This window comes from Brenneria uluponensis (assembly GCF_032395385.1).
Lineage (GTDB): Bacteria > Pseudomonadota > Gammaproteobacteria > Enterobacterales > Enterobacteriaceae > Prodigiosinella > Prodigiosinella aquatilis.
Genome location: NZ_CP135917.1, coordinates 3,865,862 through 3,878,598, shown reverse-complemented (window position 1 = coordinate 3,878,598; position 12,737 = coordinate 3,865,862). Strand labels below are relative to the sequence as shown.

General features: G+C 45.6%; 12 protein-coding genes and 2 pseudogenes. 7 read left to right on the top strand and 7 right to left on the bottom strand.

The annotated features are described in order from the left end of the window. Positions 1-329: 329 nt before the first annotated feature. Together RS889_RS18005 and RS889_RS18000 are read left to right on the top strand one after the other, a co-directional pair. Positions 330-556 (top strand): annotated as a pseudogene (locus RS889_RS18005) (transposase); the annotation flags it as partial. Positions 557-1,056: 500 nt separating this feature from the next. After that, positions 1,057-1,563 carry a site-2 protease family protein gene (locus RS889_RS18000; protein ID WP_315708224.1) on the top strand — a complete coding sequence of 169 codons (507 nt, stop codon included), beginning with the start codon at positions 1,057-1,059 and terminating at the stop codon, positions 1,561-1,563. A 341-nt stretch (positions 1,564-1,904) separates the two neighbouring features. On the opposite strand, the pseudogene RS889_RS17995 reads toward RS889_RS18000, so the two are convergent. From RS889_RS17995 to RS889_RS17985, 3 genes and pseudogenes are all read right to left on the bottom strand, one after another. Then, a pseudogene (locus RS889_RS17995) lies at positions 1,905-1,988 on the bottom strand (hypothetical protein); the annotation flags it as partial. 64 nt (positions 1,989-2,052) lie between these two features. Then, positions 2,053-2,364: a hypothetical protein gene (locus RS889_RS17990; RefSeq protein ID WP_315708223.1), complete on the bottom strand. Its 312-nt coding sequence runs from the start codon at positions 2,362-2,364 to the stop codon at positions 2,053-2,055. A gap of 485 nt (positions 2,365-2,849) precedes the next feature. Beyond that, a complete protein-coding gene (locus RS889_RS17985) occupies positions 2,850-3,815 on the bottom strand; it encodes an Abi family protein (RefSeq protein WP_315708222.1) in 966 nt (321 codons plus the stop codon). A 256-nt stretch (positions 3,816-4,071) separates the two neighbouring features. Between RS889_RS17985 and RS889_RS17980 the strand changes: the two genes are divergently transcribed. Together RS889_RS17980 and RS889_RS17975 are read left to right on the top strand one after the other, a co-directional pair. After that, positions 4,072-4,464, top strand: a complete 393-nt coding sequence (locus RS889_RS17980; RefSeq protein ID WP_315708221.1) for a hypothetical protein — start codon at positions 4,072-4,074, stop codon at positions 4,462-4,464. Positions 4,465-4,853: 389 nt separating this feature from the next. Next, positions 4,854-5,915 (top strand): ParB/Srx family N-terminal domain-containing protein, encoded by a 1,062-nt coding sequence (locus RS889_RS17975; RefSeq protein ID WP_315708220.1) that lies wholly within the window; start codon positions 4,854-4,856, stop codon positions 5,913-5,915. A 4-nt stretch (positions 5,916-5,919) separates the two neighbouring features. On the opposite strand, the gene tnpC is transcribed toward RS889_RS17975, so the two are convergent. The 3 genes from tnpC to tnpA form a co-directional block, all read right to left on the bottom strand. Beyond that, positions 5,920-7,449 carry an IS66 family transposase gene (gene tnpC, locus RS889_RS17970; RefSeq protein WP_315708219.1) on the bottom strand — a complete coding sequence of 510 codons (1,530 nt, stop codon included), beginning with the start codon at positions 7,447-7,449 and terminating at the stop codon, positions 5,920-5,922. Between the two features lie 85 nt (positions 7,450-7,534). Further along, a complete protein-coding gene (tnpB, locus tag RS889_RS17965; protein WP_315707917.1) occupies positions 7,535-7,834 on the bottom strand; it encodes an IS66 family insertion sequence element accessory protein TnpB in 300 nt (99 codons plus the stop codon). Between the two features lie 41 nt (positions 7,835-7,875). Continuing rightward, entirely contained in the window at positions 7,876-8,181 is a 306-nt protein-coding gene (tnpA, locus tag RS889_RS17960) for an IS66 family insertion sequence element accessory protein TnpA (protein ID WP_315707916.1), read from the bottom strand. A 47-nt stretch (positions 8,182-8,228) separates the two neighbouring features. On the opposite strand from tnpA, the gene RS889_RS17955 reads away from it, so the two are divergent. Together RS889_RS17955 and RS889_RS17950 are read left to right on the top strand one after the other, a co-directional pair. After that, complete coding sequence (locus RS889_RS17955) at positions 8,229-8,552, top strand: DUF4145 domain-containing protein (protein WP_315708218.1); 324 nt, start codon at positions 8,229-8,231, stop codon at positions 8,550-8,552. Positions 8,553-8,611: 59 nt separating this feature from the next. Beyond that, positions 8,612-9,720, top strand: a protein-coding gene (locus tag RS889_RS17950; RefSeq protein ID WP_315708217.1) for an IS3 family transposase whose coding sequence is annotated in 2 segments (ribosomal slippage) — positions 8,612-8,864 and positions 8,864-9,720 — 1,110 coding nt in all. Because the reading frame shifts where the segments join, the coding sequence is not laid out codon by codon here. A 264-nt stretch (positions 9,721-9,984) separates the two neighbouring features. Here RS889_RS17950 and RS889_RS17945 read toward each other — a convergent pair. Next, entirely contained in the window at positions 9,985-11,265 is a 1,281-nt protein-coding gene (locus tag RS889_RS17945) for an enolase-like domain-containing protein (RefSeq protein ID WP_315708216.1), read from the bottom strand. A 400-nt stretch (positions 11,266-11,665) separates the two neighbouring features. Here RS889_RS17945 and RS889_RS17940 point away from each other — a divergent pair, with 400 nt between their 5' ends. Beyond that, positions 11,666-12,721 carry a phosphotransferase family protein gene (locus tag RS889_RS17940; RefSeq protein ID WP_315708215.1) on the top strand — a complete coding sequence of 352 codons (1,056 nt, stop codon included), beginning with the start codon at positions 11,666-11,668 and terminating at the stop codon, positions 12,719-12,721. Positions 12,722-12,737 lie beyond the last annotated feature (16 nt).

The following is a 12,737-nucleotide window of genomic DNA, read 5'->3' as shown; positions in this document are numbered from 1 at the left end:
GTATAGAACCAAGAGGTTTGCCATCTGCAGCCAAGACACGTGGCTGCCCCACCTCATGATAAATTTGCACTGGCGTCTCCGCGGCGGCGGAACACCGAACCAAGCTACGTTTGCCCAGTATCTACGCTCTTCCCAAGTACGGTTTTCTGTTGGGCTAAAACTTTGCACAAAATCAGTCCATATCGTTTTGGTCTCAGCCGTTGGCCAATCCGGCTGTGCACTCCATCCTGCAACAATTTCAGAATTGAGCCATTGTCGAAGCTCACTGATCCTACCCAGCAATAGTGGACACGCGGCTAAGTGAGTAAACTTTCAACCAGAGATGACTCATGACAAAACCACCACTAACCAGCAAAAAGCCCCGTAAGCAACATTCGCCTGAATTTCGCAACGAAGCACTGAAACTGGCAGAGCGCATCGGTGTCGTCGTCGCTGCCCGGAAACTCAGCCTGTATGAATCACAGCTTTTGCCTGGCGCAGCAAACAACAGCAGCTTATGACATCATCAGAATGCGAAAGCGTTAACGTTCATTATTCCCGCCGTCAGTCCGCCCAGGTTTACCGTCATGGTCAGAATGGGGACTGCGGATTGTTTCAGCAATCCATGGCTCTCGGAGATTGAAGTGGTTTACTGAATTTGGTGCCAATTACTACATGTAGTAGTTTATAAACTTAATCTAGCTACTAGATGTAGTATCACTGCCTACGTAATGCCCGGACGGAGGGGGGCGGGGGCAAAACGGCCCGTTTTTGACTGGTGCACTTCCGAAGACCTGCCTATAGTAAAAGTCGGAAGCGAGGCGGTGGTCCGTCGGTAATTACATGTGGAGATAACGTGGCGCGGAACCTTCGTGCGCGTGTGATGAAAAAATAACTATCCGGCGGGGAAATAATGGGGCCAAGCTGAGCGTCGTTGTTTCCGTGGCCAGGCAGAGCATTGCACCTAGACCTGGCTGACAAAGAAAGCACGGAGGCGGACTTGGTTCTCTTCGAGGGTCCCATGTGAAGCAGCAAACACGGCATCGCGCCGAGTAAAACACGATAGGAAAACAATTGATGCTCGAGACGTTCTTGCATGATTTCTTAACCCTGCTGGGGTATACGGTATTAAACACCCCGCTGACATTCGCGGCGCTGCTGTATGCGATGATAATGTTAACCTCGCTGTTTCATGAGTCTGGCCATGCGCTGATGGCCCGCACGCTGGGGACTAAGGTGATCGCCTTTGTGCTGGGTCGGCCGTGCTTACTGTCCTTCTCGCTGGGGCATACTCGGTTCATGCTGGGTCCGGTACCTGGTGGGCAGGTAACCTACGCCTACGCGGACGACGCGCCGCGTTGGAAAGTGACAATAGCCACCCTCAGCGGTCCGCTGGCCGAACTCGCGGGGGGAATTGGCGTGTACCTGCTGGCAGGAGACCGGCCCGAAACCTGGCTCTATCTCGCCATGGTGGGCATGAATACGCTGTGTAACTTCAACCCGCTGTCCTGCAGGACCGACGGCCACAAAATTATCAAGCATCTGCTGGCCATGCGTCAGGGCAGGCGTACCCTTGACGCCTGACCGTATTGCGCATCATCCGGATTCGTGGAGCGTTTTTAGAAACGGGATCTCCCGGACAAGAGTCGAGCTGCAGCAACACGGCTGTGGGACAAGAATAAGGACATGGGCATGAGTGATGGTATTTCAGTATTGGTGCCAGTGACCAGCGGCGTCTAAATGAGCTTAATTGTCCGCGCCTCGATGAGTTCCGCGCCTGATGAACCTCTAGAAAATATACGGCTTCAGATGAGCCTTTCCGTTTTACAGGTTCCTTAACAGGTCGGTTGGCCGTTCGTATTATCAATAATCAGTATTTGCAAAACCAGATAAGCGGCTGTTTAAAATCATTATTCTTGTTGACTTTAGGCATGGGACGTCTGTTGTCGTGCCGCCAGTGCCCAGGCTATTCTGGCCAGCTTGTTTGCCAGAGCACAGGTCATTTTATACCGGATGGCATTAACATAGTCCAATGACCGATATACTTGGCGTGCGTTTTCGTACGGTTGGGCTTCAGACCCCTACAACGGATTGATCCGAAGGTGTAATTCCGCAAATTGAATACAGTTTGATGGCGAATTCACCATAAGTAGACAGCGGGTTGTTGACCTGATATCCGTCAATCACAACCTGCCACAGATTAATTGAGACTACTCGGCCTGTCGTATAGAGCATTGATCCAACATTTGTTTTGGTGGCAATGGTAAATGTCCATGGCTCCGCTTTTTTGAGATCAAAGTAATATTTAATGTAACTTACTGTTTTAAAAACAGGTTTCAGTATTGAAATAACAGGTTTTAGTATTGTAAGTATCGAACTAATCATTTTTCCCTCTGTGATTCTGTAATGAGCATTTTGACAAAATCAGTTTAAATCCAAGTCAGACTGGTCAGGTGGTTCGATGCATTTATCGTTCAAAACTGGCCGTTCATTTTCGTTCCATTGGACTTCAAATCCCATTTAGTACCTCATTTATTAAATTTGATGATAACGGGGCTATCATCAACCATAATTATTAGCACTTTTTTTTCTGAAACAGCAAAGCGAACCGAACGGACATTAATGGCCCGTCCTTTGGGTATAGTAATGTTAATCGAATTATCATGAAATTTTATCTTTGTATCAGAATCAGCCGTTTGAATAATTGAATCTTCTCCTAATATTTCACCATCCTATTTACGTGCAAACGGCCTTGCTATTAGTCTATAACAAACGGGTTTTAGCCAGTTTTGTTAATTTCTCCGCGCCCTGGACAGTTAGGTAATTTTGTCCAGGATGCCTGTTGATTCACGGCCTTTGCGCTGCCGTGTCTAATTCCAGAATGGATCTGTTTCCCAGTTTGATGGAAAGCCTGTTTCAGGCATATATAGCTGAGCAGCATGGTTGTTAGCAAAAAGGCGCAAAATATCCCCCTTGAGATCTATACCGTTCAGCCCAAGAGTCTTTATCATTTTATGCATTACGCAGACGGTCAGGTATGGTCGTTTCTGATGTGTCTCAGTAATTTTCAGCTCCCCGACGATCTGGCTCGGCGTAGCTAGTTTTGCATTCCAAAGGCGACTGTGATGTGCACAACGGTTTCTCACGTCACGCAAACGTCGAACCCAGTTTGTCAGTACCTTAAAATTATTCGCACCAAACTCTTTCGCCAGATTGTCTAGTAGAGCGTTATCTGGTGCAGCCAGACGTCGAAAATAACCATGATCGATAGCGTCAAATATTCTAAACAGGCACCCGATAGTAATTAATTCGCTGGCAATCCAGAAGGGCGGGAGGTCAGAGAATTGCGCATGAACGTTATTATGGTATTTTTGGCGATAATTTCTGGCGTACAGTTCCTGTTCCTGAGAGAAGTCGTACTGAATGTTACTGCGTGTTTTATCTATATAGGCATGACCTCCACCTCCCGTATAGAAAAATGTGTCATCCAGATACCAGAACGGATTATTTGAATAGGCAGAAAGCGCATGATCGAGCCTGCTTCTAAGCTTTACCTCCAGACGTGCAATCATGCCAAACAACAATGCCCTGAGTTTTTCGTCAAATCGATACAACTCAAGTCCATATTCAAAATATTCATCCTTCCTGTAATGTTTTCCTCCCGGACTTGCCGGATCTAACAGCGGATGAAGATATATTTTGAAATGATAATAGCTGATCTGGCTCAGGGTCTTCTCTGCTTCAGCCTCGTCGAGAAATTCAAGCTTTTTACGCTTTAAGTCCTTGATAAGATCGTAAGGTGCACGGTAGAGCTTGCTGTAAAGGGTTGTCGGCATCTCGGCATCATCCCTGAATAGGCAAAAAAAAAGCCTACTAACTTCCCCGAAGGGTTGTTGCAGGCGTCATTGACATAAATACTATGCTATTTTGACGGGGTCGTCAATCACTAGACTTCATCGGTGTTCACCTTAGACAGACACCCGTAATTCCCCCGCACCACTTGGACAGTCAGGGCATTCTGTCCATTTATTGATTTATCGTGACGCGTCACGTAAAATAAATAACACCAACTTATCTTCCCGGTGCCATCCGATGCCAACCACAAGAACTACACAGCCAACTCGTGGACGTCCACGAACCGGAACCGCCCAATCGGACGCAGAACGTGCCCGGCGTTATCGTGAACGGAAAAAGCTAGCTATCAAGCCATCACTAAAAAGTGAAACGGACACTATAACCGAACTCCGGGAGCAACTGGCCACCGCCCGCGATGAAATTCAGGCACTCCAGGAGCAACTGGCCCGAATGTTCGTCACGAAAAATGATGACTCTGGCAAATCCTGGTCTATCCAGGAGCGTAAGGCTAATGCTCGGTGGCAAACAGTCGAAAAAGGGCTGTCCAGATCAACAGCAGAAGCCAGGTTAGATAAACTGGCCGAATCGGTTGGCACGTCGCGTTACAGCTACAGGATGGTTGAAGACTGATAATTATCAATTATCGTGATGCGTCACGATAATTTATTGCCGAAGCTATGTCTAGCAGTGAAATTTGTCTGGCCCTGGACATTTCGACTTACCCGTCTTTTATATACACGGAGCTGGATAAGCAACGAACGTCCCGGTCTGCTTTTTGATCTGGCGACCGGGTGGCTCGTTCTGCTACCACTGATTTCATAACGTTTATTAGCACTCAAGCACATGCTGGTCTCTTACGGCTGGCGAATTATTGTAATGTGTTTTTAGAGTAAGGAAACTAATATGTTGACATTGCAACTGCAGGGTTTATGAGCTTAATATGACAAAAATCACCAGCAATTCATAAAAAACACAATGGCATCAGTGTGCCTTACTTTTTTATCTTTGGGTAAATAAATATGAGAAGAACGATTCAGCTTATCACCCTTGATTTGGTTAAACTTGATCAAGAGAATGTTAGGTTTGGTGGCGATATTGCTCAAAATCAAAGGGAAGCTATAGAGCTACTGATGGCTGATCCTGAAGATGCTCGTAAAATTTTAAGGCTTGCAGAACATATAGCTAAAAATGGATTAGATCCTACCGAACTTCAGCTTGTCACTCCAGATACTGATGGGAGTGGGGGTTATGTTGTGCTAGAAGGTAACAGGCGTTTGACAGCAATGAAGCTTTTACTCAAACCCGACCTGTGTCCAGATGAAAGGCTTGTTAAAAGTTTTATAGCTTTGAATGCAACTCACAGCCAGCAGCTACCTACTGATGTCGAATTTAGCGTTGTGGAGTCCAGGGAAGCTGGCGATCTCTGGATAGAACTGAAGCATACGGGTCAAAACAATGGTGTGGGTCGTGTTAACTGGGATAGTGATATTCGTGATGAGAGAAGAGCACGTCAGACTGGCATAGAATCTGTAGGAAGACAGATTAGAAACATGATACGTGACAACCCAAAGTTTTTCTCTACATGCACGATAAGTGACGTTTTCTCTATTCCTGTAACTACTTTGACGCGATTATTTTCTTCGAAGAGAGCGCAGACGGCTTTTCAAATAAAAATAATTAGTCACCTCATTCATCCCTCGTTACCACTTCAATTCATAGCACCAAGCTTAGAATTTGCTATAAGTCTCTTTAAAAATGAAGGGTATAATGTCAATGACATTCGTGGTGATTCAGAACGTGAAACATTTTTATCCCACCTTCCCCCTGAATTAGCCCCTCTGAAACTTGAACAAAAATCCCAGAAAGAATTGCCTGATGTATCTTCAGAAAACAAAGGAGAAAATGATACTAAAGAGCCAAAATCAGCAGAGGGAGCACGCAACGATGATGGTACTGAGGTCGGAAAGAACACGGCAAATGAAGACCAAAACAGTGGCTCTCAAGAGACAATTAATAAACCGAGAGCCAAACCGTCATCAAGAGCAAGGAAGTTTCTCTGTAAGCGCCGAGTTACCCGGTGAAGCCTTATTCAGCTTCGCTGATCACCACATTCCACGGCAGTAAATCATTCAGATCATCGTTCGATGTCCGTTTAGGCAGTTCGCGGAACAGATGCATGAAGTAGTAATACGGATTGAGATCGTTGGCGCGGCAGGTCATCACCAGGCTGTACAGATTCGCGCTCGCGATGGCACCGCCCACCGATTGGGAGAACATCCAGTTTTTGCGGCCCGTGGTGAACGGGCGGACATCTCGCTCGGTCACGTTATTATCAATGCTCAGTCGCCCATCTTCAAGGTAGGTTTGCAGTTTCATCCACTGGTTCAGCGTGTAGTTAACGGCTTTGCCTAGCGTACTTTTCGGCACCACACCAGGCTGCGTTTCAACGAGCCATTGATAAAATTCATTCAGTACCGGCACCGCTTTTTTCTGGCGCAGCGCCTGTCGCTCGTCCGGACTGAGGGCTTTAGCTTCTCGCTCCACTCCATATAATTTGCCGAGGTAATTGAGCGCTTTTTCTACTCGCCCGGCTTTCTTTTTCGGCTGCGACTTTTGCGCATCAACGAAGTAACGCCGGGCATGAGCCCAGCATCCTGCTTGAGTGACGGTTTTCAATGTGTCGTATCCAGCGTAACCGTCGGTGAGTAAATACCCGGCGTAGTCACCTAAAAAGTGTTGGACACACAGACCCGCACGACTCGGTTGATAATCGTAAATCACCACCGGATCCGCTTCGAACTCACCGCTGCGATAAACCCACATGTACGATTGGCTCTGGGCTTTTCTATCCGGTTCATTGAGCACTTGCACGGTGGTTTCATCGGCGCAGATGAGAGGCTCAGCCAGCAAGTGACCTTTCATTGCTTCAATGATGACCCCAACTTTACTGCCCAGTTGCACGCACCAGTTGGCCAATGTTGTGCGGCTCAGTTCAATGTCACTGCGTTTTAATATCTCTTCCTGGCGATAGAGCGGCAACGCATCAACATATTTAGCGGTGACCACGGCGGCAAAGGTTTCTGGACAGCCGATGCTTTTGGGGATCATGCTCGGTGGCTTGGGCGCGGTGACGATTTTGCTGCGCATTTCGGTGGACTCACAGTGGCGGCATGCGTATTTGGTACGTTCGTGACGAATGACGCTGACGTGTTGTGGGATGATTTTTAACTGCTCAGACGTTTCGACGCCACAGGGATGCAGCTCATGACCACAACATTCGCAGTGCGGCGCATTCAGCGTGTGAGTGTGGACGTCACGCTCAAGCGCTTTGGGTAGCGGTTTACGACCTTTTTTGTGGTGTGCTGGCGCAGGTTTGCTGATGGCATGTTGTTGCTCGGCTTCGTTGAAGGTGCCTTTAGGCACGTGCTCACTTTGGGCCGAGAAGCGTCTGGATGTGCTTAGGTTGAGTTGCTCAATAAGCAGTTGAAGCCGATTTTCAAGTTCAACCACCGCTTCTGCTTGCGTATGAAGTGCCTCTTTGAGCGAGCCATTTTCGGCCTGAAGTTGCAGCAACATGGCTTTCAGTTGGTCAACATCATCGGGCAAGTCAGTCATGGTCAAGGCTCATCGTAATAAGATGAGTCAAGTGTGACAGCCTAAAAGGATCGTTCAAGTGACAAATGACGATCAGTTTTACCGGTCACACGTTTAAGTGATGCAGCGGCTTATGCGCTTGAGCATGCTCGATAGTGAGCCCCGACAAGAGCCAATGGAGCTGAGCCTGGCTGATGTGTATCGCATTATCGGGTTTGGGTGCTGGCCATTTGAAGCGGCCTTTTTCCAGGCGTCGATAATAGAGCCAGAAGCCGTTGGTATCCCAGAAGAGGATTTTGATTTTATCGCGCGCGCGATTGCAGAAGATGAACCAGGCTTGGCTCAGTGGATCCATCTCCAGCACATCGGCGACGATCAGAGACAATCCATCAATTGATTTGCGCATGTCGGTAGAACCGGAGACGAGGTAAATACCCGAATGGGGGACTAACATAGCAGCGCGTTAACCCAGCTCTGGATGTGGTGAGCGGGTAAGTCGGCGGGCAGTTCGACCGACAGTCCGGAAGGCAGTGAGAGTATCACCACCCCATGAGGCGATAAGTCGCGGTATTCTTGTACGCGTACTGGGTGAATCCGCAGTGTGGATGAGTGGTCGCTGAGTTTTTGTTTCCAGTAATAATAGGTGCCGATATTAATCTGGTGGGCTTTACAAAAATTGGTAATGGAGAGGTCACTTTGAGCTTGTTGTACAAAGAGTTGAGACCAGTATTGCTGTTTTTCGTGAGATGTCATAATGTGCTCCTTGTGGTTAGGAGCACTATGCCGCGAGGGTGGTATTATTGGTAGGTGGGGTTAAATTGGCGCTTACGTTTCTCTGTCCATGGCCTTTGAGTATTTCCAATAGCCAAATAAATGAAATATACCGTGAGCTGCGTAAGGAAATATTGGTTAATCAATGCCCAAATGCTGCTGCAATAATGTTTAGGGTATTCCTTGAAATTAGTTGTGATGATTATGTTGAACGTGAAAAGAAATCGGGAAACCCAGTAACTAGGCATGATAACAACCAGCGATTGAAAGACGAAGATAAATTGTCTGTAAAAATATTATCTGTTATCAATCGGTTAGAAGAAAAAGGTGCGCTAACTTGTAGTCCCCCCTGAATTTAGTCTTACTGCTTGATAGAGTTCTCTGGTTAAAATACAACCAAAGGAGGCTCATCATGAAGAAAGCGCGTTTCACTGAAACTCAGATCCTGCGAGTTCTAAAAGAAGTTGAAGGGGGTCGGCATGTTAAGGATGTGTGCCGCGAAAACGGCGTGTCGGAAGCCAGCTATTACAACTGGAAATCTAAATACGGCGGTATGGAGTCTTCTGATATCAAACGAATGAAAGAGCTGGAAGAGGAAAACCGCCGATTAAAGCAGATGTATGCCTCCTTGATCTTAGATCATGAAATTCTTAAGGATGTTGTTTCAAAAAAACTTTAGCGGTACCCGAAAAGCGTGAGTGGGTGCGTTACGTCATGACGGAACATCAGACCAGCGAACGACGCGGGTGCCGGATTATCGGTATAAGTCGAAGCCTGTTGCATTATTCTCCGAACACGGCACGGGATCTGCCCGTGGTCGAGGCACTGCAAAAATTGGTGCATCAGTATCCGGCTTATGGTTTTGGCCTCATGTTCAATAAGTTACGCCAAGCAGGATTACTGTGGAATGCAAAACGGGTTTACCGGGTCTACCGATTATTAAAACTGAACCTTCGGCGTAAAGGAAAAAAACGCTTACCTAATAGGCATCCACAGCCGTTGGTTATTCCGCATAAAATGAACCACTGTTGGTCAGTTGATTTTATGAGTGATGCCTTGATCGACGGGCGGCGATTCAGGTTATTTAACGTCGTCGATGATTTTAATCGGGAAGCGCTGGCAATCGAGGTTGATTTGAATATACCGGCTCATCGCGTTGTACGCATCCTGGAGCGGTTAAGTGCTGAAAGAGGCTATCCGGCATTTATACGCAGCGATAACGGGCCAGAACTTACAGCCGCTGCTTTAGCCGAATGGGCAGAGTTGCACGGCGTGATACTCGATTTTATTCAGCCAGGCAGGCCAATGCAAAACGGATTTATTGAGCGATTTAACAAAACGTTACGAACAGAAATACTCGATATGTATCTGTTCAGAACACTGTCAGAAGTCCGTGTGCTAACAGAAGACTGGCGCGCAGAATATAACGAAGAACGTCCGCATAGCTCACTGGGTGATATGCCACCCGTTATCTATGCGAGGCAAAAACTGGCCGGAGATCCTCATTGGCGGTGGTACTAAAAACGGGAGGGACTACATTACCGGGCCTGCCAGTTTCTCGTTCTCCCTGACCACCGCTCAGGATGGGCTTTCTGCGCCGTCCGGTACAGGTCATCACGCTGCTTCAGCAGGGCATTATCTTCTCCACAGTGCCTGTGAGGGTCAATCCCCTGCAGTTTATGAAAGTGCCTGGTTCATGAGGCACGGAACCGTCTAGGAAACTGGGGTCTATTCACTGAGCGTTGTATCTAATCCTGGGGGCAGGTCAGAATCACACTCTTTAGTTTAAACTTTTCGCGGAAGCTCGGTATGACCGCCAAACGTTAGTCCATGTGCAGCTTCGGCAATACGAATACCTTCATTGAATTTCGCACTGCGCTCTGAACGTGCCAGCGAACCGATCTTGAACTGGCCGATTCCCAGACCAACAGCAAGATGCATTACACCCACATCTTCACTATCAATGGATCTTCCCGCCATGATTGCTCCCCAGCCATTGCTGCGAGCATGATGTAACGCCGAAATCGTATGGGTCAATGTACCTGACTTCGCTGGTTTAATCATAATAGCGTTACATAGCATTTTGGTTTGAGGGGATGCAACTAGTAATGGATCGGAATCTAGAAGATCATCACTAATTATCTGTATCCGATTGCCCAAAGCACTCATCAATTCGCAGTAACCAGTTTTATCATGTGTCGCCATAGGGTCTTCAAGCGACAGAATTGGAAACTCTTCAACAAGTGAATTCAGTGTATCCATATACTGCTGTGAGTCTTGCCCTACCTCCTTAATTCCATTGAGCCAGTATTTCCCTGAGTCATAAAAACCATCGGAAGCGAAATCAATAGCAATGCCAATATCCCGCCCTACCGTAAGACCTGAATACGCTATTGCTTCAGTCACCATATCCAGGGCATGGCGAAAGTTATCATAGCTGGGCCAAAGTCCACCTTTTTCACATAATCCGGTTGATCTACCTTTCTGAACTAAACTGGCTTTTACACGTTGAAAGACTTCGGCACCGAGATAAAGTGCATGTTCATAATTTTCAGCTCCAGGGGAAATGATCATAATATCCTGCACTGTTGAAGCATGACTGGCATGGGCTCCACCACCGAAAATCTCAATTTCTGGTAAAGGTAAAAGTGAGCAACCGTGTTCAGGTTGGATGTATTTCCATAATGGAATGGCATAGCTCTTTGCAGCCAAATCGGCAATTGCTAGAGAAATTGCTGATGTGTCGGCATGAGAGAGAGTATTATTTTGCCAGCACTGACACAATATGGTGTCGATTAATGTTTGATTATCCACACACTGACCCACTACAAGTGGTGCTAGCTCCTTAATGATATATTCTACTTTCGAGTGCAAAATTTTATATAACTGTTTACATACATTCTCGCTATTAAATATCGGATCAACGTAGCCGCCAGAAAGACCTGACTGAGTTATTGCTCTAGCCGACATATGCTTGCTTATAAAAACTTCGACTTCAAGTGCAGGTAAACCCGCAGAACTCCACACTCGGCGAGCCGTTAATGCTGTGATTCTATTCTGAGCCATAGACAAATCTTCTCGTTTTCACATGCTGATTGATTAACAACTTCGAAAGAGAAAAATGATTGAAGGAATGCTAGAAGAAAATTTTCATTAGTAAATCTAATGTTACAAATGAGTGTTGTCGAGGGTTTTTCTTGTAAAAAAAAGGAAGAAAGCACTTTTTTTTAGATTAAATGGAGGGATATTTGTAATAAAATGTCATTACATTCATAAAAAACTAATAAAAAACATGTAGATACTGTTTGTGTTGCTTTTTTGTGAATTTATTTGGGGCTAATCAATTTTTTTTGCAAAAAAATTACAAAAAAGATATTTACTTGTTAAACGGCATCGGATAGATTCAAAAAATCAATGTGAATGTGGTCATTAAATAACTAGCTTCTGATCTCATATGGATGATTCTATGGCTCTAATGGATACAGATTTTTCATTTCCCCAAACTGGGGAAGTTGTAGAAGTGGATAACAAAGAAGCTGAATATGTGTTGGACTTGGTCTCACATTCAGGCATCGAGCCTCATATAAATGGGACCGTTAAGAGAATTATTGGTGGTATATCTTCAGATGTGTGGCTCCTTGACTGCCCGCAGGAAAATAGCAGTAATCGCTATGTAATAAAACAACCATTGGCCACATTGCGTGTTAGAAAAAACTGGTCAGCGCCATTAAAACGAGCTAAATATGAATATTTATGGCTGAATATGGCTGCTCAGGTCTCACCGCAGTGTGTTCCAAAAGTGTGTTATTTTGATGAGAGCAAACCACTGTTAATCACCCATTATATTGACATTTCAGATGCTAGTGTTTGGCAAAGGCAGCTTTTTTCAGCATGTTTTGATCTTTCATTTGTAAAAAAACTAGGCCATGAAATTGCTCGTTTTCACCAATATACGGCCTTTAATGAATTTTACGAAAAACAGTTTGACAGTTCAGGTATTCTACGTGCTACTCGTATTGAACCGTATATTTTTTCGCTTATTGATATTTATCCAGAAATGACTGAGCGTCTTACCGAAATTGGTGAGTCAGTAATTTCCAATCGCATCGCAGTGATACATGGTGATCTAAGTCCTAAAAATATTCTATGTCGTAATGCAACACCGATTTTTTTAGATGCAGAATGCGCGTGCTATGCCGACCCTGCTTTTGATATAGCATTTTGTCTAAACCACCTTTTGATAAAATTTTATCGATTGGGGGATATTAAATTTATACTGCTTGCCAGAGTGCTTACCGAAACATACTTGCGTGAAGTGAATTGGGAAAACCGTAATAAACTGGAGAGGCGTATTGCAACCCTAATTCCAGTAATGATGCTAGCTAGAATTGATGGAAAATCGACGCTTACTTATCTGAATGATCACCATAAAAAATTAATCCGAAAGCAAGCGCTAACCCTATTATCTAAGAACTTATTTACTATTGATTTTGTCCTTAATGAAATTTCATCATCAATGTAGTTTTTTGTCTAAAGGA

What these genes read in the sequence shown, in the direction of transcription:
- RS889_RS18000 (WP_315708224.1), top strand. Translation starts at nt 1,057, where the DNA reads ATGCTCGAGACGTTCTTGCATGATTTCTTAACCCTGCTGGGGTATACG.
- RS889_RS17990 (WP_315708223.1), bottom strand. Translation starts at nt 2,364, where the DNA reads ATGATTAGTTCGATACTTACAATACTAAAACCTGTTATTTCAATACTG.
- RS889_RS17985 (WP_315708222.1), bottom strand. Translation starts at nt 3,815, where the DNA reads ATGCCGACAACCCTTTACAGCAAGCTCTACCGTGCACCTTACGATCTT.
- RS889_RS17980 (WP_315708221.1), top strand. Translation starts at nt 4,072, where the DNA reads ATGCCAACCACAAGAACTACACAGCCAACTCGTGGACGTCCACGAACC.
- RS889_RS17975 (WP_315708220.1), top strand. Translation starts at nt 4,854, where the DNA reads ATGAGAAGAACGATTCAGCTTATCACCCTTGATTTGGTTAAACTTGAT.
- tnpC (WP_315708219.1), bottom strand. Translation starts at nt 7,449, where the DNA reads ATGACTGACTTGCCCGATGATGTTGACCAACTGAAAGCCATGTTGCTG.
- tnpB (WP_315707917.1), bottom strand. Translation starts at nt 7,834, where the DNA reads ATGCGCAAATCAATTGATGGATTGTCTCTGATCGTCGCCGATGTGCTG.
- tnpA (WP_315707916.1), bottom strand. Translation starts at nt 8,181, where the DNA reads ATGACATCTCACGAAAAACAGCAATACTGGTCTCAACTCTTTGTACAA.
- RS889_RS17945 (WP_315708216.1), bottom strand. Translation starts at nt 11,265, where the DNA reads ATGGCTCAGAATAGAATCACAGCATTAACGGCTCGCCGAGTGTGGAGT.
- RS889_RS17940 (WP_315708215.1), top strand. Translation starts at nt 11,666, where the DNA reads ATGGCTCTAATGGATACAGATTTTTCATTTCCCCAAACTGGGGAAGTT.